19 protein-coding genes are annotated in these 20719 nt (G+C 73.9%); 13 read left to right on the plus strand and 6 right to left on the minus strand.

Annotated features, from left to right (window positions below):
* Positions 1 to 405: 405 nt before the first annotated feature.
* Complete coding sequence (locus ABH931_RS07075) at positions 406 to 1245, plus strand: bacterial transcriptional activator domain-containing protein (RefSeq protein ID WP_370110987.1); 840 nt, start codon at positions 406 to 408, stop codon at positions 1243 to 1245.
* A gap of 62 nt (positions 1246 to 1307) precedes the next feature.
* Positions 1308 to 3062: a hypothetical protein gene (locus tag ABH931_RS07080; protein ID WP_370110989.1), complete on the plus strand. Its 1755-nt coding sequence runs from the start codon at positions 1308 to 1310 to the stop codon at positions 3060 to 3062.
* A 22-nt stretch (positions 3063 to 3084) separates the two neighbouring features.
* On the opposite strand, the gene ABH931_RS07085 is transcribed toward ABH931_RS07080, so the two are convergent.
* Together ABH931_RS07085 and ABH931_RS07090 are read right to left on the minus strand one after the other, a co-directional pair.
* Entirely contained in the window at positions 3085 to 3330 is a 246-nt protein-coding gene (locus ABH931_RS07085; RefSeq protein ID WP_370110991.1) for a hypothetical protein, read from the minus strand.
* An 81-nt stretch (positions 3331 to 3411) separates the two neighbouring features.
* Positions 3412 to 4884, minus strand: a complete 1473-nt coding sequence (locus tag ABH931_RS07090; protein WP_370110993.1) for an SDR family NAD(P)-dependent oxidoreductase — start codon at positions 4882 to 4884, stop codon at positions 3412 to 3414.
* A 197-nt stretch (positions 4885 to 5081) separates the two neighbouring features.
* Between ABH931_RS07090 and ABH931_RS07095 the strand changes: the two genes are divergently transcribed.
* Complete coding sequence (locus ABH931_RS07095) at positions 5082 to 5270, plus strand: hypothetical protein (RefSeq protein ID WP_370110995.1); 189 nt, start codon at positions 5082 to 5084, stop codon at positions 5268 to 5270.
* Between the two features lie 70 nt (positions 5271 to 5340).
* The gene (locus ABH931_RS07100) at positions 5341 to 5955 is read left to right on the plus strand and encodes a hypothetical protein (protein ID WP_370110997.1); all 615 of its coding nucleotides are present in this window, start codon (positions 5341 to 5343) and stop codon (positions 5953 to 5955) included.
* A gap of 87 nt (positions 5956 to 6042) precedes the next feature.
* Here ABH931_RS07100 and ABH931_RS07105 read toward each other — a convergent pair whose 3' ends face one another.
* The gene (locus ABH931_RS07105) at positions 6043 to 6678 is read right to left on the minus strand and encodes a class I SAM-dependent methyltransferase (protein WP_370110999.1); all 636 of its coding nucleotides are present in this window, start codon (positions 6676 to 6678) and stop codon (positions 6043 to 6045) included.
* Between the two features lie 44 nt (positions 6679 to 6722).
* Positions 6723 to 7241, minus strand: coding sequence for a MarR family winged helix-turn-helix transcriptional regulator (locus tag ABH931_RS07110; protein WP_370111001.1), 519 nt, complete (start codon positions 7239 to 7241; stop codon positions 6723 to 6725).
* 100 nt (positions 7242 to 7341) lie between these two features.
* Between ABH931_RS07110 and ribA the strand changes: the two genes are divergently transcribed.
* The 3 genes from ribA to ABH931_RS07125 all read left to right on the plus strand — a co-directional run bounded on the left by ribA (position 7342) and on the right by ABH931_RS07125 (position 10822).
* Positions 7342 to 7995 carry a GTP cyclohydrolase II gene (gene ribA / locus ABH931_RS07115; protein WP_370111003.1) on the plus strand — a complete coding sequence of 218 codons (654 nt, stop codon included), beginning with the start codon at positions 7342 to 7344 and terminating at the stop codon, positions 7993 to 7995.
* A 437-nt stretch (positions 7996 to 8432) separates the two neighbouring features.
* On the plus strand, positions 8433 to 9947 hold the full coding sequence (locus tag ABH931_RS07120; RefSeq protein WP_370111005.1) for a nitronate monooxygenase: 1515 nt from the start codon (positions 8433 to 8435) through the stop codon (positions 9945 to 9947).
* 119 nt (positions 9948 to 10066) lie between these two features.
* Positions 10067 to 10822, plus strand: coding sequence for a rhomboid family intramembrane serine protease (locus ABH931_RS07125; protein WP_370111007.1), 756 nt, complete (start codon positions 10067 to 10069; stop codon positions 10820 to 10822).
* A gap of 101 nt (positions 10823 to 10923) precedes the next feature.
* On the opposite strand, the gene ABH931_RS07130 is transcribed toward ABH931_RS07125, so the two are convergent.
* Both ABH931_RS07130 and ABH931_RS07135 read right to left on the minus strand, forming a co-directional pair.
* Entirely contained in the window at positions 10924 to 13389 is a 2466-nt protein-coding gene (locus tag ABH931_RS07130) for an FtsX-like permease family protein (RefSeq protein WP_370111009.1), read from the minus strand.
* Positions 13386 to 14120, minus strand: coding sequence for an ABC transporter ATP-binding protein (locus tag ABH931_RS07135; protein WP_370111010.1), 735 nt, complete (start codon positions 14118 to 14120; stop codon positions 13386 to 13388). The genes ABH931_RS07130 and ABH931_RS07135 overlap by 4 nt, the downstream gene beginning before the upstream one ends.
* A gap of 163 nt (positions 14121 to 14283) precedes the next feature.
* Here ABH931_RS07135 and ABH931_RS07140 point away from each other — a divergent pair, with 163 nt between their 5' ends.
* The 6 genes from ABH931_RS07140 (at position 14284) to ABH931_RS07165 (ending at position 20682) form a co-directional block, all read left to right on the plus strand.
* On the plus strand, positions 14284 to 15579 hold the full coding sequence (locus tag ABH931_RS07140; protein ID WP_370111012.1) for a sensor histidine kinase: 1296 nt from the start codon (positions 14284 to 14286) through the stop codon (positions 15577 to 15579).
* Positions 15567 to 16208, plus strand: coding sequence for a LuxR C-terminal-related transcriptional regulator (locus ABH931_RS07145; protein WP_370111014.1), 642 nt, complete (start codon positions 15567 to 15569; stop codon positions 16206 to 16208). Before ABH931_RS07140 ends, ABH931_RS07145 begins: the two co-directional genes overlap by 13 nt.
* A gap of 72 nt (positions 16209 to 16280) precedes the next feature.
* Entirely contained in the window at positions 16281 to 17414 is a 1134-nt protein-coding gene (locus ABH931_RS07150) for an ROK family protein (protein ID WP_370111016.1), read from the plus strand.
* Positions 17415 to 17610: 196 nt separating this feature from the next.
* Entirely contained in the window at positions 17611 to 18879 is a 1269-nt protein-coding gene (locus tag ABH931_RS07155) for a sugar ABC transporter substrate-binding protein (RefSeq protein ID WP_370111018.1), read from the plus strand.
* 2 nt (positions 18880 to 18881) lie between these two features.
* A complete protein-coding gene (locus ABH931_RS07160; RefSeq protein ID WP_370111020.1) occupies positions 18882 to 19862 on the plus strand; it encodes a carbohydrate ABC transporter permease in 981 nt (326 codons plus the stop codon).
* On the plus strand, positions 19855 to 20682 hold the full coding sequence (locus tag ABH931_RS07165) for a carbohydrate ABC transporter permease (protein ID WP_370111022.1): 828 nt from the start codon (positions 19855 to 19857) through the stop codon (positions 20680 to 20682). Before ABH931_RS07160 ends, ABH931_RS07165 begins: the two co-directional genes overlap by 8 nt.
* The last annotated feature ends 37 nt before the right edge of the window (positions 20683 to 20719 follow it).

Consider the following 20719-nt stretch of genomic DNA (forward strand, 5'->3'; position numbering starts at 1 on the left):
TTCGGTGCTTCGGCGGGTGGGCAGTTCCCGGCGGAGCCGGGCGTGCCGCAGGTGGACCCGCGGTTCGGCGTGGCGGGGGGCGGGCGGTTCCCGGCATCAGGGGGTGTTCCCAGCGGCCCGGTTGGTGCCGGGCCTGGTGCTGCGGTGCCCGTGCCGCGGGTGGACCCGCGGTTCGGTGCTTCGGCGGGTGGGCAGTTCCCGGCGGAGCCGGGCGTGCCGCAGGTGGACCCGCGGTTCGGCGTGGCGGGGGGCGGGCGGTTCCCGGCGTCAGGGGGAGTTCCCGGTGGCCCGGTTGGTGCCGGGCCTGGTGCGGTGGTGCCCGCACCGGGGACGGGTGTGCCGCAGGTGGACCCGCGGTTCGGAAGTGCGCCGGTCCCCGGGGCCGGATATCCGGCCGGGCCGCCGGTGGGAGCATGGCCGGGGGCTGGGGCGGCGGTCGTTGACGCCGCGAGCGGAGCCGCGCCGTACGCGGCGTACCGCGGGCCGGCGGTCCCCCTGGCGGGAGCCGGTCTCGTCCCTGACGCGGCCGCTCCCGAGGCGTGGCTGCTCGGGCTCCTCGCCGCGCCACCCGGTGGCGTCGTGCCGGGGGAGGCCAAGCTGCGCGTGCTCGGGCCCGTCGAGCTGGTCGGCGCGGCCGGGCCGGTCGAGGCCGAGTGGCGGGCGACGCTCGTCGAGGTGGCCGCCAGGCGAGCCCTGGGGCCCGCGCAGGGGGCCTACGCCGCGGCCGACGCGATCGGCAGGCTGCGGGCGTGGCTCGGTGACGGCCCGGACGGACGGCCCGTCAACCTCGGGTGCGACTGGGAGGACTTCCAGGCGCTGCGCGCCCGGGGGCTCGGTGAGGAGGGCCAGGCCGGCGACGCCGCGCTCGCGCGCGCCCTCTCGCTGGTGCGCGGCGCGCCCTTCGCCGAGGTCGGCTACCCGTGGGCGGACCCGCTGCGGGCGCGGATGACCGGCGCGGTCGTGGACGTCGCACACGAACTGACCCTGCGTCGCCTGCGCGCGGGCGACCACCGGGGCGCCGAGGCCGCCGCGCACCGCGGCCTGGTGGCCGAGCCGGACGCGGAGCTGCTCCTGCGCGACCTCGTGCTGCTCCACGCGGACGCGGGCGAGAGCCCGCAACTGCAGCGCACCGTGGCCCGGTTGGAGACCAAGGCGGCGCGCACCGGCATCGCTCTGGAGCCCGAGTCCGCCGCGTTGATCGACGAGCTGCGGTCCCCGGCGATCGATCCGCTGTCGCGCCGGTAGGGTGGCGGACGACCGGACGGGCACCTGGGCCGCCCGGCGCGAGCGACGACAGCGGGGTGCACATGAGCGGGGGAGACGGGCTGCGCGGGCGTGTTCTCGTCATCGACGGGGGCAGCGGCCGCGCCGCACGCCGGTTCCCGCCGCGCGAGGGGCGGCCCGCTCCGGCGCTCACCCGCATCCTGTCCGCGATAGCCCCGCAGGTGCTGCTGGCGACCGACGGCGTCGACAGCGTGCTGCTGCCCTCCGCCGTCGACGCGGACACGGTCCGCGACCACCTGCGGGCCGCCGCCCGGCACCAGGGGCCGCTGCTGGTCCACATCGGCGGGCACCTCGTCCGCGACCGCGGCACCGGCGCGCTCGCGCTGGCGCTCGACCACGACCGGTTGCCCTGGCGGGTGTTGGAGGAGGAACTGCGGCTGCGCCCGATGCAGTCCGGCACCCTGGTCATCGGCGACCTGAGCGCGGACACCGACGCGCTGCCGCAGCTGAGGGTCCAGCCCTCCCCGCTCGGCGCGGGACTGCCGCTGTGGGCGGCGGTCAGCCCTGACGCGACCCAGGTGGGCACGTTCACCCGCGCGCTGGTCGAGGCGCTGCACGGCGGACGTCCGGGCGCGGGGGAGCGGCTGACGCCGGAGCAGTTGCAACAGCAGGTCCACCACGTGCTGCGCCCCGAGACGCAGATCGTGGTCTCCCACGCTCCGGGCTGGCAGGTCTTCCGCAACACCTCGCGCCGCCTCGGCCCGACCCTGCTCGACACGGAACTCCCGGCCGCCGCGCCCCCGCCGCCGGGCGCCGAGCCGGTCCCGGCCACGCCCCACGTGCCCGGCGCCACGCCCGCAGCGGGCACCACCCCGCCTGCCGCGGGCGGCCCGGCCCTGTTCGGCGCGATCCCCGCTCCCGGCGCCACGCCCGCAGCGGGCACCACTCACGTCCTCGGTACATCGCCCGCACCTGCCGCCGCGGTCGCGCCGCTCCTCCTGCTCCAGCGCTCGCCCGAGACCGTGACCGTGGAGCTGCCGCTGCCCCTGCCGCCTCCCGGCTTCACCACGTCGCTGCCGCACGCGGCGCTGCCCGCCGACGTCCCGCCGTTCGACATGCCGCCGCTGCCCGCGCACGCACCGACCGTGCATCTGTCGGGGCCCGCCCAGGACGATCTCGCGACCTACCGTGGCGCCATCGGCGACATCGTCTCCGCCGCCGACGGCGGCGAGCACGCACGTGCGGTCAGCGAGGCGATCGCCCTGGAGCGGAGCGCCGTCAAGGCGCACGGGACCGACAGCGAGCCGGTGCTGAAGCTGCGCCAGGTCCGCGCGCACGTCACCCGTCTGGCGGGCCTGCAACGTGAGGCGACCCTGCTCTACCGCGACGTGGCGCTCAGCCTCCTCGACACCCGAGGCGCGGACGATCCGGAGACCCGGCAGGCGGCGGCCAACGCGGAGGCCTGCTGGCGCGCGATCGAGGACGACGCCGAAGCCCGCCGCCTCGGTCCGGACCTCGTCCGCCTGCGTCAGGCCCTGCCGGACACGCGCCGCCTCGCTGCAGTCGAACGCCACCTCGCCCGCCTCCGCGGTGAGCCCACGGCGACCACCCCCGAGGACGCCAGGCCGCCGTCCCCGGAACCGGCCGCGCCCGAGCAGCCCGAGCAGCCCGACGAGCCGGGCGAGCCCGAAGTCCTGGCCGAGGACGTGGCCGGGGACGCGAAGGCCGCCGGTGACGCCACGGAGGCGCTGGAAGCCGACGACCCAGAGGACGCGCAGGCCACGGAGGTCGCGGAGGTCGCGGAGGCCACGGAGGTTGCGGAGGAAGCCGCGGGCTGAGCGCGGGTGCCGCGCCCGGTGCCTACGTCAGCTCGCCGTCCGCGGTGCCCTGGACGGTGTCCCACGTCGTGGGGCCGTGGATGATCTCGAGCTCGCCGGCCGCGTCGCTGCCGGGTCGGCGCCGCCAGACGGCGAGCGCGCCGCTCGTCAGGATCGTGAAGGCGTACTCCGCCTCCTCGGTGTCGCTGTAGTGGATCAGCCGCAGGGCCTCCTGGTTGCGGAGGTGGTGCGGGATCGTGGCGGGCATGACGGTGACTCGGACGCTCATGCTCCGACCGTAGGCGCGAGCACGGGCTCGCGCCCCCCGGCTACGGCACCCGGGTGAGCGCCCCTGCACCGGCGCCCGCGCTCACCACGAGTGCGGGCGGTAGTCCTTCAGGAAGACGCCGAACAGGTCCTCGCCCGCCTCGCCGCGCACCACCGGGTCGTAGACGCGAGCCGCGCCGTCGACCAGGTCCAGCGGGGCGTGGAAGCCGACATCGTGGAGCCGCATCTTGTCCGGGTGCGGGCGCTCGTCGGTGATCCAGCCGGTGTCCACGGCCGTCATCAGGATGCCGTCCTGGTCCAGCATCTCCTGGGCGCTCGTGCGGGTCAGCATGTTGAGCGCGGCCTTGGCCATGTTGGTGTGCGGGTGGCCGGGGCCCTTGTAGCCGCGGCCGAACTGGCCCTCCATCGCCGAGACGTTGACGACGTACTTGCGGCGGGCGGGCGACGCGGCCATCGCCGCGCGCAGGCGGCTGACCAGGATGAACGGCGCGGTCACGTTGCAGAGCTGGACCTCCAGCAGCTCGATCGGGTCCACCTCCTCGACCTTCTGGCTCCAGCTGTTGGAGTCGTCCAGGTCCGGGACCAGCCCGCCCGCGTCGATCGCCGTGCCCGCCTCGATCAGCGCGGGCGCGGCCGAGCCGGAGGTGAGCGCGAGCGCCGTGAGCGCCTCGGCGCTCAGCTTCTCGCGGCGCGGGCCGCCCTGCGCCGGCAGCATCGGCTGGCGGCTGAGGTCGAACCGGCCCAGCGTCGTCGCGGACGGCAGCTCGCCGGCCGGCAGCGGCGCGTCCTCGGCGTCGATCAGCTCCTTGTAGGCGTTCGGGGAGCGACGGACCGTCTGCGCGGCGTTGTTGATCAGGATGTCCAGCGGACCGGCGGTGGCGACCTCCTCGGCCAGCGCGATGACCTGGGACGGGTCGCGCAGGTCGATGCCGACGATGTGCAGGCGGTGCAGCCACTCGTGGCTGTCCGGCATCGCCGTGAAGCGGCGGATCGCGTCGTTCGGGAAGCGCGTGGTGATCGTGGTGTGCGCGCCGTCGCGCAGCAGGCGCAGCGCGATGTACATCCCGATCTTGGCGCGGCCGCCGGTCAGCAGCGCGCGCCGGCCGGTCAGGTCCGTGCGCGCGTCGCGGCGGGCCCGGTTCTCGGTCGCGCAGGTGGGGCAGAGCTGGTGGTAGAACGCGTCGACCTCGACGTAGCGCTGCTTGCAGACGTAGCAGGAGCGGGGACGCTCGAGTATCCCGGCGACGGCGCCACTGCTGCCGCTGGTGAGCTGAAGGCCCTGCGTCTCGTCGTCGATGCGGGTGGCGGCGCCGGTCGCGGTGCGCTCGGTGACGGCCTTGTCGTTGGCGGTCTTGGACGCGCGGCGGTCCTGGCGACGGCGCTGCTTGACCTCGCGGTACACCCCCGAGGTGGCCCTCCGCAGCTCGATCGCCTGCGGGTGGTCCAGCGGCAGCTCGCTCAGCTCGGCGAGCGCGTCGAGGACCAGGCGCATGCGCTCTGGGTCGATCCCGAGGTGGGCCTCGGCGGCTTCGGTCACGTCGGGTCCTGCGTTCATCGCCTGCTGGTTCTCTTCTGGGATCGGGCCGGTCCCGGATCGGCCGGGAGGCCTGACGGGGGTTGCCGGAGGGCAACCCGATCAACTCTACCGGTCCGCCCCGCTGAACCGGCCCGGCGTCCGGCGCGTAGGGCAGGAGGAGCCGGAGCGATCCCCGTCTCTCTCCCCGTCATCCCCTCCGGAGCCCGGGAGTCCCCATGAACCGACTTCTCGACGTCGCCGCCGGTGCGGGCCTGAGCCCGTCCGGCGCCGCGATCACCGCGACGCACGGGCCCGGCACGCCGACCCCGACGCCCGCGACCCCGCCTTCGACCCCGCGCGCGACCCCGCACAGCCCGAGCAGCGGCGGCAGCGGCGGCAGCGGTGGTGGTGGTCACGGGTACTGACCCCCGCTCCCCGTTCCGGTGGCTCGGTAGGGGCGGGCCGGGACGGAGCGCGGTCCTGGCGGCGGCCGCCGTGGCTCTCGCCGCGAGCGGATGCGCGGCGCGGGCCGCTCCCGTCGCCACGACCCGCGCCCCGACGCCGATCCCCTCGACGTCCCCGGGCGCGGGCTCGGCGGGGGACGGCTCGGCCGGCGCGAGGTCGGCCGGGAGCCCAGCGGCCGGCTCGGCAACCGGAACGGCCGGCCCGGTCGGCGCGGCCCCGACGGCAGTCTCGGCAGCGGGCCCGGCGACCGGTCCGGCAGCGCTGCGGGCTGCCGCCTCCGCCTACCTGGCTCTGGCGGTCCCGGCCAACGGGCGCCTGGAGCGCGACTTCGACCGCTTCGAGGGCCCCGACCGGGGCCACCTCGCCGCCTCCCGCGCCGACCTGCGCGACATCGCCGCGACCGAGCGCGCCTTCGACCGGGGCCTGGCCCGGCTCACGTTGCCTGCCGACGCCGCCGGCTGGGCGCGGACGCTGGTCCGCGTGAACGAGACGCGCGCCGATCTCACCGTCCGTGTGGCCGCCGACGCCACGTCCGCCGCCCTCGACGCGCAGCGGCCCGCCCTGACCGCCGCCAACGTTCCGGTGGAGCGCGCCGTCACGGAGCTGCGCGCGGACCTGCGCCTGCCCCCGCCCGACACCCACTGAACCCGCCGGGCGCGCTCGCGGGACGGCCGGGGGTACGGTCACCAGGTCTGCGCACCGTCCGCTCGCGTAGCCGGAGCACGGTGGGCCTCAGCCCGAGGCGGCCGTCGGGGTCGGCTCCACGTTCGCACGGCGCGCGTGCACGTGGAGCGCGCGGGAGCGCCTGGTCGGGCGCCACTCGCTCCGCGCCTCGGTGAAGCCCGCCGCCGCGAGCGCGGGCAGCAGGACGGCGTCGTAGTGGGGACCCGCACTGCCGCCGTCCGGCAGCACCGCCTCCTCCAGCACCGAGAGCGCGAGCCGCCCGCCGGGGCGCAGGACCCGGCGGACCTCCGCCAGGGAGGCGTCGAGCGGCTGCCACAGTTGGACGCTGTTGGTGGCGCAGACCCCGTCGAACGTGCCGTCCGGCCAGGGGAGCGCCTCGGCGGTCGCCTGGCGCAGCTCGACGGGGGCGACCAGGGCGCGCAGACGGCGGACCTGTCGCGCGGCCGTGGTGACCATCAGCGGTGAGGGGTCGACTCCTGCCAGCCGGAGCCCGGCCGCGCTCGCGGCGAGGGTGACCAGGCCCGTTCCGGGGCCGAAGCCGATCTCCAGGAGGTGCTCGCCCGCCCGCGGGGCCAGATCGGCGACGCAGCCGCCGATCTGCCCGCCGTGGCGGCGCGCCATCAGGGCTCCGACGAGTGCTCCGGTGATCCCGCGCGGCAGGGCGAACTGCCCGGTCAGGTCCATATGGTCATCCTGCCGCAGGCACCCGGCGCCGCGGGGGCGATTCCTCAGCCCGAACGCCCGGCGCCCGCCGCGTCCGCGGCGTCCGTGCCGGCGGCGGCGCCCTTGGCGCCGCAGCGCAGGCGCCGGGCGACCTCTCCGAGCCCCTGGGCGACGTGGCCCAGCTGCTCGGGGGTGAGCACGTCGATCAGCGCGTTGCGGACGGCCTCGACGTGCCCGGGGGCGGCCAGGCGCAGCACCTCGCGGCCCTGGTCGGTGATCTCGGCGAAGACGCCGCGCACGTCGCTGGGACAGGACCGGCGGAATACCAGTCCCGCGCGCTCGAGTTGGGTGATCTGGTAGGTCAGTCCGCTTTTGGACGTGACCAGCCGGTCGGCGAGCTCGGTCATCCGCAGGGCGCCGCCGGGGGCGGCGTCGAGCTGCACGAGGACCTCGTACTGGGTGTGCGACAGCCCCGCGTCGTCCTTGAGCTGCTGCTCGAGCTTGCGGTTGACGAGGTTGGTGGCGGAGAGGAAGGCGATCCAGGCGGCCTTCTCGTGCTCGTCGAGCCAGCGGGGTTCGGTCATGCTTCGACGATACCGCGTTGTTCAAATTCGAATCGAGGTGTACTGTCGAGCGCGTCACTTGGTTCAAATTGGAACGAAGTCTGTACGAGCGGAGCCCACCATGACTGCCACTGCAGAGAGCCGCAGCCCCGAGGCGACAGTCCGTACCCGCGTCCGCGTCCCGCTGCGGTTCGGCGACGGGTACAGCGTCGACGCCGAGCTGGTCACCTTCCACGGCCTCGCCGACGGCCAGGAGCACCTCGCCGTCGTCCTGGGCGACCCGGACGCCACCGCCACCCCGCTGGTGCGCCTCCACTCCGAGTGCCTGACCGGCGACGTCTTCGGCTCGGCCCGCTGCGACTGCGGCCCCCAGCTCCGCGAGGCCGTCGAGCGCATCGCCGCCCGCGGCGGCTACCTCCTCTACCTCCGCCAGGAGGGGCGCGGCATCGGCCTTTACAACAAGCTCGACGCCTACGCCTTGCAGGACCAGGGCCGCGACACCTACGCGGCCAACGTCGAGCTCGGCCTCCCCGAGGACGGCCGCGACTACACGGCGGCTGCGCAGATGCTCGCCGCCCTCGGCGTGGACGAGATCGACCTGCTCTCCAACAACCCGGACAAGGCGGCCCAGCTGCGCGAGCTCGGCGTCGGTGTCCGCGACCGCGTCGCCACCGGCGTCCACGCCACCCCGCACAACCTGCGCTACCTGCGCGCGAAGGTGGAGCACACCCAGCACACCATCGCGCTGGCTTCGCTGTCCGAGCTGGCCGGCTGACAGCCTGCCCGTACGCCCGACCCGAGCCGGCCCGGTGGCGGGATCGGTCCGCGGGGGCGTCAGGCGGGGTGGGCGTTGAGCTCGTCGCGGATCGCCGAGGCCCAGATTGGATGCTGCCTCCAGGCTGCCCGACGCGGCCGCGTCGGCGTCCCGGCAGAAGCCCCGACCTGGCGGGACCCACGGCTCGCAGGTGGGGCCCGTTCGGCACCCGGCGTCCCGCCACCGGGCGCGTGGCCCGGACGTCGGGCCGCCCTCGGACGCCGAGCGGCGGACCGGGACCTGTCGGCCGGCTGCGCGACCGCTCGGGACCAATGACCTTGTCGGGACCAATGACCTTTGGCTGCGGGACCTTTCGCGTCGGAGCCGGCGGCTTCGCAGCCTCACACTGGAACGCGAAACCTACGGGTCCGTAGGTTCGTCCCGTCTCAGGGAGTGTCATGCCCGTCCTGGCCGCGACCCAGCCGCTTCGATCCACCCTGCCCGCACTGCACCCGGTGCCGGCTGATCCGCCGTGGCTGATCCAGGGCGGGATGGGCGTCGGGGTGTCCGGTTGGGCGCTGGCGCGAGCCGTCGCGCGGACGGGGCAGCTGGGCGTGGTGTCCGGGACCGCACTCGACGTGGTGCTCGTGCGGACGCTCCAGCTCGGTGACCCCGGAGGGCACGTCCGGCGGGCGCTCGCCGCCTTTCCCGCGCGGCGCCTGGCCCACGAGGTGCGGCTGCGGTACTTCCGGCCCCAGGGTCTCGGCCCCGGCGAACGTCACCGACCGTCGCCGCGGCTGCGTGCCGAGGGCGGGCGGGACGCCGAAGTCCTCACCGTGCTGGGCAACTTCGTCCAGGTCTGGCTGGCGAAGCAGGGGCATCAGGGCCCGGTGGGCGTCAACTACCTGGAGAAGATCCAGCTTGCCACCGCGCCCGCGATGTTCGGGGCGATGCTCGCCGGGGTCGACTACGTCCTGGTCGGTGCGGGGCTCCCGAGGCAGATCCCGACTCTGGCCACACGTCTGTCGCGCTACCGGACCGCCACCACGCTGATCGACGTGGTCGGCGACGAGGCCCCGCTCGCCTGCGAGTTCGACCCGGTCGCGCTGCTCGGCGCGGACGTGGGGCGTCCGCCGCTGCGGAGGCCCGACGTGCTGGCGATCGTCTCACTCCCGGTCCTCGCGGCCTACCTGGCGAAGGACGAGGGAACCCGCCCCGACGGTTTCGTCGTCGAGATGAGCAACGCGGGCGGCCACAGTGCCGCACCACGCGGAGCGGCGCGCCGTGACGCGACGGGCGAGCCCGTGTACGGGCCGCGCGACGAGCCGGACCTCGCCAAGGTGGCCGCCCTCGGGCTGCCGTTCTGGCTGGCAGGGGGACAGGCCGGGCCGCAGCAGCTGGCCGCGGCCCGTGCGGCGGGGGCGGCCGGCGTGCAGGTGGGCAGCGCCTTCGCGCTCTGCGAGGAGTCGGGGATGGCACCGATGCTGCGCCGCGCTCTGCGGACCCGTGCCACCGAGGGCACCCTGCGCGTGCGCAACGACCCCGACGCCTCGCCGACCGGGTTCCCGTTCAAGGTCGCCGACCTGCCGGGGACGATGAGCGACCCGAGGGCCGCCGCCTCGCGGACCCGCGTCTGCGACCTCGGTTTCCTGCGCACGCCCGTGCGCCGCGCCGACGGCGGACTCGACTACCGCTGTTCCGCCGAGCCGATCGCCGCCTACGTCCGCAAGGGCGGGCAGGCCGTCGACACGGCGGGACGCGTGTGCCTGTGTAACGGGCTGCTGGCGTCGGTCGGCCTCGGCCAGCGTCGACCCGGTGGCCGCGAGGAGCCCGCCCTGCTGACGCTCGGCAAGGACCTCGGCTTCCTCGCCGCCCTCGCGCCTGAGGGTGACTACCGCGCGGAGGACGTCGTGCGCTGGATCGGCAGCGGGATCGCGCCCTCCGCCGAGCACCCGCCGACCCGGGCGCCGTAGAGACGCGGCGCAGCGCGCGAGCCGGCCGGTCCAAGGCCGGTGGGCCGGCGCGGAGTTCGCGGGGGCACCGCCGAGTAGGGTGATCAGGCTCAGCAGGATCCGGCACGGGGGAGTCGCAGATGGTCAGCACACATGAAATCGAGCTCTATGCGAGTGCGGCGGTCGTGTTCGCGTCGGGCAGGCCGTTGCTGACGGCGTTGTCCGGGACCCGTCGCGAGGAGCGGAGCCCGGTGCAGATCCTTTCGGCGATCTGGGGCCGCAAGCCGTGGGTCACGGCAGTGGCCATGGTGACGATGCTGGTGCTGATCGGCCTCCAGTACACCGTGCCCGGCCTGTCCGACCACCTGACGCGGCAGCCCGGTGCGCTCCAGGACGGCCAGTGGTGGCGCATGTTCACCGCACTGCTCATCCAGTCCTCCGGACTGGTGCAGATCGTGGTGAACGTGGCCGCGTTGGCGGTGGCCGGTCCGGTCGCCGAGTGGGTTCTCGGTCCCGTGCGCTGGTTGCTGGTCTTCTTCGGCAGCGGCGTGGTCGCCAACGTCGTGAGCGAAGAGGGCTGGAGCCGGCACGGCGGCGGCTGCTCCGTCGCGATCTGCGGACTGGTCGGCGCGCTCGCCGCGGCCTGTCTGCTGCGCGCCGACCGGATCGGCCCGGAACCGGTCGAGAACCGCCGGCGGATCCGGCAGCTGGGACTCGCCATCCCGGCGGCCGGGGTGTTCCTCTGCGCGATCAGGAACAACCACGGCGCAGGCCTGCTCACCGGCTGCGCACTCGGCCTGGTCATCGCCGCCGCGTGGCCCGGCTCCCTTCGCCTGGACTCGGCAACGGCCAGGAGGGACCGGAACCCGGGTTCCGAGGTCCTGGCGGTTCGCTGAGACCCGACGCGGTCTGCGTCGGGCGCGAGGTCGAGGGGCGCCGTGACCATGGCGTCGGTTCGGATCCGGTCGGCTCGGCGGGCCCCGCCCGCGTGGCCCGGCTACTCGATCCGTGGCGCGCCGCGTCGCAGGATCGCCCGGGCCGGCAGGAGTACCGCAGCCGCGCCCGGGACCACGACGGCCGCGAGCAGGACCGCGCAGTACACCGGCGGGAGGGAGAGCATCGCCAGTCCGGTGGTGGAGGAGGCGTAGGCGAACAGCGTCAGCCCGGCGACCGTCGCCCCGACCAGGACGCCGGTGCCCAGGATGATCCCGGTCTCCAGCCGCAGCGCGCCGAGCAGTTGCCGCCGGGTGGCCCCCACCAGCCGGAGCAGCAGCAGTTCCCTGCGCCGGGACGCGGTGGCCACGGCGAGCGTGGTGACCATGCCGATGAGGATGAACCCGGCGATCGCCACGACCGCGATCAGGCCGATGAGGCCCTGCTGCTTCGCATTCTCGGCCAGGCTCGTCCCGTAGGCCGCGCGGTCCGCGACGTGCAGACCGGCGTACGAGCCGGTGACGCCGCCGAGGTCGGCGTGGCCGTCGGCGAGGAGGTAGTCGTCCAGCGGCGTGGTCGCGTGCGCGGCCACCAGCGGCAGCGGTAGGAGCACGTCGCCGAAGCCCAGGCCCCTGTCGTACACCGCGACCACCCGTAGCGCCACCGACGTGCCGTCTCCCAGCCACAGTTGACGCATGTCGCCGGGCTTGGCACCGTGCGCCACGATCGAGCTGAGCGCGACGGTGCCGGGTCCGTTGAGGTCGTCCAGCGAGCCCGCGGTGACCTTGGGGTCGAGCGTCCGCGAGACGGCACCCGCGACGCCCTGGGCCTGGAGGGACTGGAGCTCGTCGCCGAGGGCCCAGACGTTCATCACCACGGTCGTGCGCTTGACGGCCGCCGTGGCGGTGACACCGGGGGTGGCGCGGAGCTTGCTGTAGGCGTCCCCGGGGATGCCGGGGCCGGAGGAGACGAGCACCCGGTCGGCGCGCAGGCCGTCCAAGGCCTGGTGCGTGGTCGCGTTCACCGTCGTGGTCTGGGCGAAGAGCTGGGTGCCGCCGAAGGACAGGGCCAGCGCGACCGGGGTGATCACCGCCGCCATCCGCAGCGCGGCGCTGCGGGCGCCGGACGCGGCCAGACCGCCGCTGATCGGGGCGAAAGCCCGCAGCGGGAGGCCCAGGACCAACGTGCCGGCCCGGGCGATCCACGGTCCGAGCAGCGCCACCGCCCAGATCAGCGAGACGACCAGGCCGCCGACTGCCGCGGCTGCGGTCTGACCGCCGGTCAGGAACGTCACCACCAGCATCCCTGCGCCGAGCGTGAGGAAGACCAGCCCGGTGACCACCCGCCAGACCGGCATCCGCCTCGGTTCGACCGCGCTCTCCCCGAGAGCCTGCACCGGCCGGATCCGCGAGATGCGCCGCGCGGCGAGCCAGGCGGCGCCGACCGCGGCGAGGACCGTCGCCAGGGCGGCGGCCAGGACCGGGAACGGCCCGAGGCGCAGGGCGAAGCCCGGCGGCAGCGCGCCCTGCGCGCGCATCCACGCCTGAAGTGCGGTGCCCACGCCCAGGGAGGCGAGTGCGCCGAGCAGGGCTGCGGGCACCGAGATCCGCAGCATCTCGCGTACGATGACGCGCCGCACCTGACGCGGCGTCGCCCCGACCGCGCGCAGCACGGCCAGTTCACGCGTGCGGCCGCGGACGGAGAGCTCCATCAGCCCGGTCACCACCAGGAGCGTGACGAGCAGGGCGGTACCGCCGAGCGTGGCGGCCTCGCCGATGGTGTCCGTGCGGACCTGAGCCACCGACGGGTCCTCCGCGTCGCCGCGTGCGGCGCCCGTGTCCACGACCAGCCCGGGCACGGCGTGGGCGAGGGCGGAGGCCGGCACGCTCTGCCCCGGCGTGGCGAGCACGACCAGGGCGTCCGCGCTGCCCGGATGGCCGGAGAGCGCCTCGGCCTCCCGCTGCGAGAAGTACACCCCCGGCCCGGCCGTCACGCCGACGACCCGGAACTGCCGGGGCGCCGCGTTCACCTGCAGCTCGATCGAGGAGCCCGGCTGCGCGCCGAGGCGTCGCGCGGTGGCTTGATCCAGCGTTACCTCGTCGGCGGCCGCAGGCGCGCGGCCTGTGGCCGGTTCGGCGGAGGCGGGCTCCGCGGCGGTGAGCGCGGCCGAGTCCCAGCCGTGCCCCACGGTGGTGACGGGCTCGCCACCTGCCGTGGGGAGGGCGACCACCGGGACGGACACGTCAGCGATCACGTTCGCGACGCCCGGTACCGCCTGAAGCTTCCCGACATCCCCGAGCGGTACTCGGGCGCGCTCGACGAGCGGCCTGGTTTGCGTCTCGTGGTCCTTCCCGTCGAGCCGCACCACCGACACGCTCTGGCGGCCGGTGACCACGGCCGTGGCCGACGCGTACCGGTCCACCGGCGCGTGCGCCCGCAGGGCCGACTCCAGCAGCACCCCGAACGCCCCGATCGACATCGCCGCGAAGGCCAGTGCCACCGCGACCCCGAGGGCGATCCCGCGCCTCACAGCGTCTCCCAGCGCTTCAGCACGGCGGCCGTGGTCGGCTGCACGAGTTCGTCGACGATCCGGCCGGCGCTGAGGAAGACCACGCTGTCGGCGAAGGCCGCCGCCACCGGGTCGTGGGTGACCAGGACGACGGTCTGCCCGGTCCGGTCCGCGGCCTCGCGCAGCAGCCGCAGCACGTGGCCGGCGGTGCGCGGGTCGAGGGCGGCGGTCGGCTCGTCGGCGAAGACGATCTCCGGTCGGGTCACCAGGGCCCTGGCCACGGCGACCCGCTGCTGCTGTCCGCCGGAGAGCTGGTCGGGCCGGTGCCCGAGCCGCTCGGCGATGCCGACCCGGTGCACGACCTCGTCGAACCAGCGCCCGTCCGGCTTCTTCCCGCCGAGGAACATCGGCAGGGCGACGTTGCGCCGCACGTTCATCGTGGGCACGAGGTTGTAGCCCTGGAAGACGAAGCCGATCCGGTCCCGGCGCAGCCGGGTCAGCTGGGTCTCCCTGAGCCTGCCGAGCTCGGTGGCGCCGAGGTGCACCGTGCCGCTGGTGGGCCGGTCCAGACCGGAGGCGCAGTGCAGGAAGGTGCTCTTCCCGGAGCCCGAGGCACCCATGATCGCGGTGAAGGAGCCGCGTGGGAAGGCCCAGCTGACGTTGTCGAGGGCGGTCACCGGGCCGTAGGTCCGGGTCACCCGCTCCAGGGTCACCGCGTACGCGGTGTCCGGGAGGGTCACGGAGACTGTCATCGTCGCTCCAGGTCATCGGCTTGCTGTCCCGGAAAACGCTAGTTCTGGATCTTCGCGGCCGACACGGGCCACACTCCCCGATCCGTGGTGTAGCGCGTTACACCACGCGCGGTGGACCCTGCCCGCCCGACGCGGCCGGACCTGCGCCCTAGGATGATCGAACATGGACGAGACGAGCCGCGCGCAGGAGAGACCAGGTCCCGTGCCCACCCCGCGCGAGGTGTGGCGGGCGCTCCTCTTCCTGCTGACCGGCATCGGCACCGCGGTGCTGTGCTGGGCCTCGCTGCTGCTGGTGCCGTTCGTTGCGCTCCTCCCGGAGGAGGGCAGCCCGCTGCGCAGCGTGGCGAACCACGAGCGTCGCCGCGTCGCCCGGGTGCTCGGCCGGCCCGTCCCCGCGCCCGTCGCCCCGGCCCACCGCCGCGTCTTCGTCCGCTCGGCCGCGGCGTGGCGCGAGGCGGTCTGGGTGATCGTGCACGGCTTCCTCGGCGCTGTGCTCCCCGTGCTCGTCACCGGCCTGTGGCTGACGGTCCCGCTCGCGCTGTCGATCCCCTGCTGGTGGTGGGCGGTGCCCAAGGGGACGCTCTCGATCTTCGTCCCGATCCGCAACTGGCCCGAGGCACTCGCCCTGCCGCTGGTGTACATCGCACTGGCCCTGCTGGTGCTGACCCCGCTCACACCCGGGCTCGCGCGCGTGCAGGGCTGGTACGCGCAGCTCCTGCTCGGCCCGACCCGGCGAGGCGAACGGGCCACGCTGGCCGCGCGGGTGGAGACACTGACCGAGACCCGCGCCGAGGCGGTCGAGGCGCACGGCGCCGAGCTGCGCCGGATCGAACGCGACCTGCACGACGGGACGCAGGCGCAGCTCGTCGCCGCCGCGCTGCGCCTCGGCCTGGCCGACCGCAAGTTCGCGGACAGCCCCGAGGACGCCAGGGCCCTGATGCTGGAGGCGCGCGCCGGAGTGGAGAACGCGCTGACCGAGCTGCGGACGGTGATCCGCGGCATCTACCCGCCGATCCTCAGCGACCGCGGCCTGGCCGGGGCGGTGCGCGCGCTCGCCGCGGGGCGTGCGGTGCCCGTCAGCGTGGACATCCCGGAACCGGAGCGGCGCTGCCCGGCCGCGGTGGAGGCGGCGGCCTACTTCGTGGTCGCGGAAGCCCTGACGAACGTGTCCAAGCACAGCGGCGCCCGGCACGCCGAGGTCAGCCTCCGGCACGTCGGCCAGGACCTGAGGGTCGTGGTGCGCGACGACGGCCGTGGCGGCGCCCGGTCCGGCCACGGCGGCAGCGGGCTGGCGGGCATCCGGCGCCGGGTGGCCGCCCTCGACGGCGTGACGAGGATCCGGAGCAGTGCCCGCGAGGAGGGCGACCTCCAGGGCGAGGACGACGAGGACGGCGAGGGCACAGCGCCCGGCGCGGAGAAGGGAACGACGTTGGAGGTGCGGCTGCCGTGCGGCTTGTGATCGCTGAGGACAACGTCCTGCTGCGCGAGGGGCTGGTGCTGCTGCTGACCACGGTCGGCCACGAGGTGGTGGCGGTGGCCGGCAGCGGGCCCGAGGTGCTGCCGACGCTGCTGGAGTGCCGCCCCGACGCGGCGATCCTGGACGTCCGCCTGCCTCCGGGGTTCCGCGACGAGGGCCTGCGGGCGGCCATCCAGGCGCGAAAGCTGATGCCGGGACTGCCGGTCCTGGTGCTCTCCCAGTACGTCGAGGAGACCTACGCGGCCGAGCTGCTCGCCGACGGCGCCGCCGGGGTCGGCTACCTGCTCAAGGACCGCGTCTCGCGGGTCGAGGAGTTCCAGGAGGCCCTCGAGCGGGTCGCTGCCGGTGGCACCGCCCTCGACCCCGAGGTGGTCTCCCAGCTGATGACCCGTCGGGATCCGCTCGACGCGCTGACCCCGCGCGAGCGCGAGGTGCTCGCGCTGATGGCCCAGGGGCTGGACAACCCGACCATCGCCCTTTCGCTGCGGATCACCGAACGCTCGGTGAGCAAGCACATCGGCAACATCTTCCTCAAGCTGGACCTGCCCCCGGACGAGAGCGGCGACCGCCGCGTGCGGGCCGTGCTGACCTACCTCGAAGCGGGGGCCTGAGGCGAGCGTGCGTCTAGGATCAACAGGCGCGGCCGGGAGCGGCGCGAGCCGGGCGAGGCAGCAGGAGGGTTCGTGGCACGGGAGAGCGGTGACGCGAGTTTCCTGCGCCGGTTGAACCAGGTGGCGATCCTGCGCGCCCTGCACGAGACCGAGAGCGCCACGATGGCCGAGTTGGCCCGGTCGGCGCAGGTCTCCCGGGCCACCGCCGAAGCGGTCATGGAGACGCTGCTGCGGGAGGGCCAGGCCGAGGAGTTCGCGGCCGGCGCGGAAGGGCTGCGCGGCCGTCCGGCCCGGCGGTTCGCCTTCCGGGCGGGGGTGGGTCACGTCGCGGGCGTGGGGATCGGCGCGGCGCACCTGACCGTGATGGTCTCCGATCTGCGCGGGCGGATCGCGGCCCGCGGCAGCGTCGGTGTGCCGCGGGACCTTCCGGCGGCGGAGCGGCTGGACGCGGTGGCGCGGCTGGTCGCCGAGGCCTGTTCGGAGGCCGGGATCGGGCTCGGGCAGCTGACCGTGGCCGGTGTCGGCACGACCGGGGTGATCGACGCCGAGGGCCGGGTGGTCAAGAGCGTGGTGCTGTCGGACTGGACCGGCGTGGCGCTCCAGGGCGAGCTGGCCCGGCGGCTGGGGGTGCCGGTGCTGGTCGAGAACGACATGCGGCTGGCCGTGCTGGCGGAGCACTGGCTCGGGGCCGCGCGCGGCCGGTCGGAGGTGCTCTACCTGCACACCGGCAGTCGGATCGGGCTCGGGCTGCTGCTCGGTGGCGTCCCGTACCGGGGGTCGAACGCGGCGGCGGGCGAGCTGGGCGGGCATCCCGACAGCAAGTGGCGGGCGTTCCAGCACGTCATGGAGTACGCGCTGGCCGTCGACCCGGGGGAGCTGCGGGCTCCCGCGCAGGCGGCGCTCTTCGCCCTCACCCGGGCCCGGGAAGGCGAGGCCGAGGCGGCGCGGGCCCTGGAGTCCTTCGCGAGGGGTCTGGCCGAGGCACTGGTCACGCTGGTGACGCCGTTGGATCCGGAGCTGGTGGTGATCGGCGGCGTGCTGGCCCAGGCGGGGGAGTGGATCACCGGGCCGGTCGGCGACTACCTGAGCGCGGTCTGCCTGTATCCGCCGGAGGTCGTGGTCTCCGAGCTCGGCGCGGACGCGGTCTGCCTCGGTGCGGTCCGGCACGGGCTCAACGAGGCCGAGCGGCGCCTGTTCGCGTCCTGAGGTGCCACTGGGGCACGGCTCGGCCGTATCCGTACTTTCGTCAATGACTTTGATATTACCCGCGCGACAGGGTCACGAAAGCGTCTCGGGGAGGTCTCGGCTGCGCATTCTTGCTCGATTAACGCTAGTTCTCCGCATAAATGCTCGGCTACTGTCCCGGTCACACCCTCACCGCACCGACCGATGGGACCGAACCATGGGATCGAAGATCACCAGAAGCGTGCCGGCGCTGCTCTGCGCCGCCGTGCTCGTGGCTGCCGCCTCCGGCTGCTCGTCGGCCGGCGCGGGATCCGGCGGCGACGCCGGCGGTCCGGTCACCCTCACCTACGGCATCTGGGACCCCAACCAGAAGCCCGCGATGCAGCAGATCGCCAACGCCTTCGAGAAGCTGCACCCGAACATCACCGTCGACGTCGAGCTGACGCCGAACGCGAACTACTGGACCAAGCTGCAGACCGAGGCCGCCTCCGGCACCGCCCCGGACGTCTTCTGGATGAGCACCACCCGGATCGGTCTCTACGCCGGCCAGGGCCAGCTGCTCCCGCTCTCCGACCGGTCGGGCTTCGACAACAAGCCCTTCCCGGCCTCGCTGAACTCGATCTACACCGTCGGCGGCAAGCAGTACGGCATGCCGAAGGACTTCGACACCATCGGGCTCTGGTACAACAAGAAGCTCTTCGACGCCGCCGGGGTCAAGTACCCCACGGCCGCCTGGACCTGGCAGGACGTCATCGACGCGTCGAGGAAGCTGACCAGCCCGGCCAAGGGTGTCTGGGGCATCGCCTCTCCTGACTGGACCCAGGAGAACCTCTACAACGACATCTACCAGGCGGGCGGAAGCGTCATCTCCGCCGACAAGAAGTCCTCCGGCTTCGGCGATGCCAAGACCCTCGCCGGGCTCCAGTACGCCCTGGACTTCATCACCAAGTACAAGACCTCGCCCACCGCCCAGCAGATGACGGACACGGACCCGTCCCAGCTGTTCGCCTCCGGCAAGGTGGCCATGTTCACCGACGGCGACTGGGACACGCTGACCTACAAGAACGCCCCGGGCCTCGACGCCGACGTCGCGCCGCTGCCCGCCGGGCCCGCCGGCCGGGCCACCGTGATCAACGGCCTGGCCAACGTCATCTACGCCAAGACCCCGCATGCCACCGCTGCCTGGCAGTTCGTCAAGTTCCTCGGCAGCGAGCAGGCCAACCGGATCCAGGCGGCCAGCGGCGCGGTCATCCCGGCCTACCAGGGCCTGTCCGACGGCTGGGTCAAGGCCGTGCCCCAGTTCCACCTCCAGACCTTCGTCGACCAGCTGAAGTACGCGGTGCCGTACCCGGTCTCGGCGAACAGCGGTCCCTGGATCACCGACAGCCAGGCCCTTCTCGACCAGATCTGGGGTGGCAAGCTCAGCCTGGACGCGGGCGCGCAGCAGCTGACCTCCACGATGAACGCCGACCTGGCGAAGGGGTGACCGTGGCCCTCGCCAAAGCCCCCTCCTCCGCCGCTCCCGCCGCCGTCCCCGCGGCTGCGGCCGCGAGGCCTCGCCGCAGGCTCGGCGTGCGGGTCGGCGAGCGGCACGGGCACCCGCGCGAATGGATCTGGGGCTACCTGATGATCCTGCCGCTGGTCGCCGGGCTCGCCTGCTTCTATCTCTGGCCCATCGTCCAGTCCTGCTACTACAGCTTCACCACCTGGGGCGTCTTCGGCGGCCAGCAGTGGGTCGGCCTCGCCAACTACCGTGCCTTCCTCAGCGATCCGCAGCTGCCCAAGGCGGCCTGGAACACCGTGCTCTACTCGCTGCTGATGCTGCTGGCGATCCCGTTCTCGATCGTCCTCGCTGCCCTGCTCAACCAACTGCGGGGTCGGCACGTCGGGCTCTACCGGACGCTCTACTTCCTGCCGGTGGTCAGCATGCCCGCCGCCGTGGCCATGGTCTGGCGCTGGCTCTACAACGGCGACTACGGCCTGATCAACTACCTGCTGTCGCTGGTGGGCGTCCACGGCCCGCACTGGGTCTCCGACCCCAGGTTCACCGTGTACGCGATGGGCGTGGTCGGCATCTGGTCCAGCCTCGGCTACAACATGATCATTTTTGCGGCCGGCCTCAAGGGCATCCCGCGCCACTACTACGAGGCGGCGGAGCTCGACGGCGCGGGCCGGGTGCGGCAGTTCGTCTCCATCACGCTGCCGCTGCTCAGCCCCAGCATCTTCTTCGTCTCGGTGCTGACCGTCATCGGCGGACTGCAGATGTTCGACACCGTGCTGATGATGCTCGGCCGGGCCAACCCGGCCCTGGCCGGCAGCAAGACCATCGCCTACCTCTTCTACGAGGACGTCTTCCTCGACAACCGGCAGGGGATGGGCTGCGCGATCGCGGTCGTGCTGATGGCGGTGCTGCTGGTGCTCACCGCCGTCCAGTTCCGGCTGCAGAAGAAGTGGGTGCACTATGAGTAGTCGGCAGATCAGCGGGCAGCGGCTCTGGCCGGTCCACGTCGTTCTGGCGATCGGCGCGGCCGCGATGATCGCCCCGTTCTTCTGGCAGCTGCTGACCTCCCTCCAGTCGCCCGCCCAGGCGACCAGCGTGCCACCGGACTTCGTTCCCGGCTGGCGCTGGTCCAACTACTCCGAGGTGTTCACGAGCATGCCGTTCCTGCGGCAGTTCCTGAACACCGTGCTGATCACCGTGGTCCGGGTCGCGGCGCAGCTGCTGTTCTGCTCGATGGCCGCCTACGCCTTCGCCCGGCTGCGGTTCCCCGGACGCAACACGATCTTCGTGCTGCTGCTCGCCGTGCTGATGGTGCCCAGCCAGGTCTACCTGCTGCCGCAGTACCAGATCCTGATGCACCTGGGCCTGCTCAACACGCTCACCGGCATCGTGCTGCCCGGCCTCTTCAGCGCCTTCGGGACCTTCATGCTGCGGCAGTTCTTCCTCTCGCTCCCGTTGGACGTGGAGGAGGCGGCCCGGCTCGACGGCGCGGGACCGGTGCGGATCTTCTGGTCGGTGATGCTGCCCCTGGCCAAGCCCGGACTGATCTCGCTCGGCGTGCTGACCGTGCTCTGGTCCTGGAACGACCTGCTCTGGCCGCTGGTGGTCGCCAACGACGCCAACCGGATGCCGCTCTCGGTCGGCCTGGCCACGCTCCAGGGCGAGCACAGCACCGACTACCCCGTGCTGATGGCCGGTTCGCTGCTCGCCAGCCTGCCGATGATCCTGCTGTTCATCGCGGCGCAGCGCCGCGTCACCGAAGGCATCGCCTTCACCGGCTCCAAGTGACACCCCGTCCGGAGCGGCACCCCTTCGTGAAAGGAAC

The organism is Streptacidiphilus sp. MAP12-33 (assembly GCF_041261265.1).
Taxonomy (GTDB): domain Bacteria; phylum Actinomycetota; class Actinomycetes; order Streptomycetales; family Streptomycetaceae; genus Streptacidiphilus.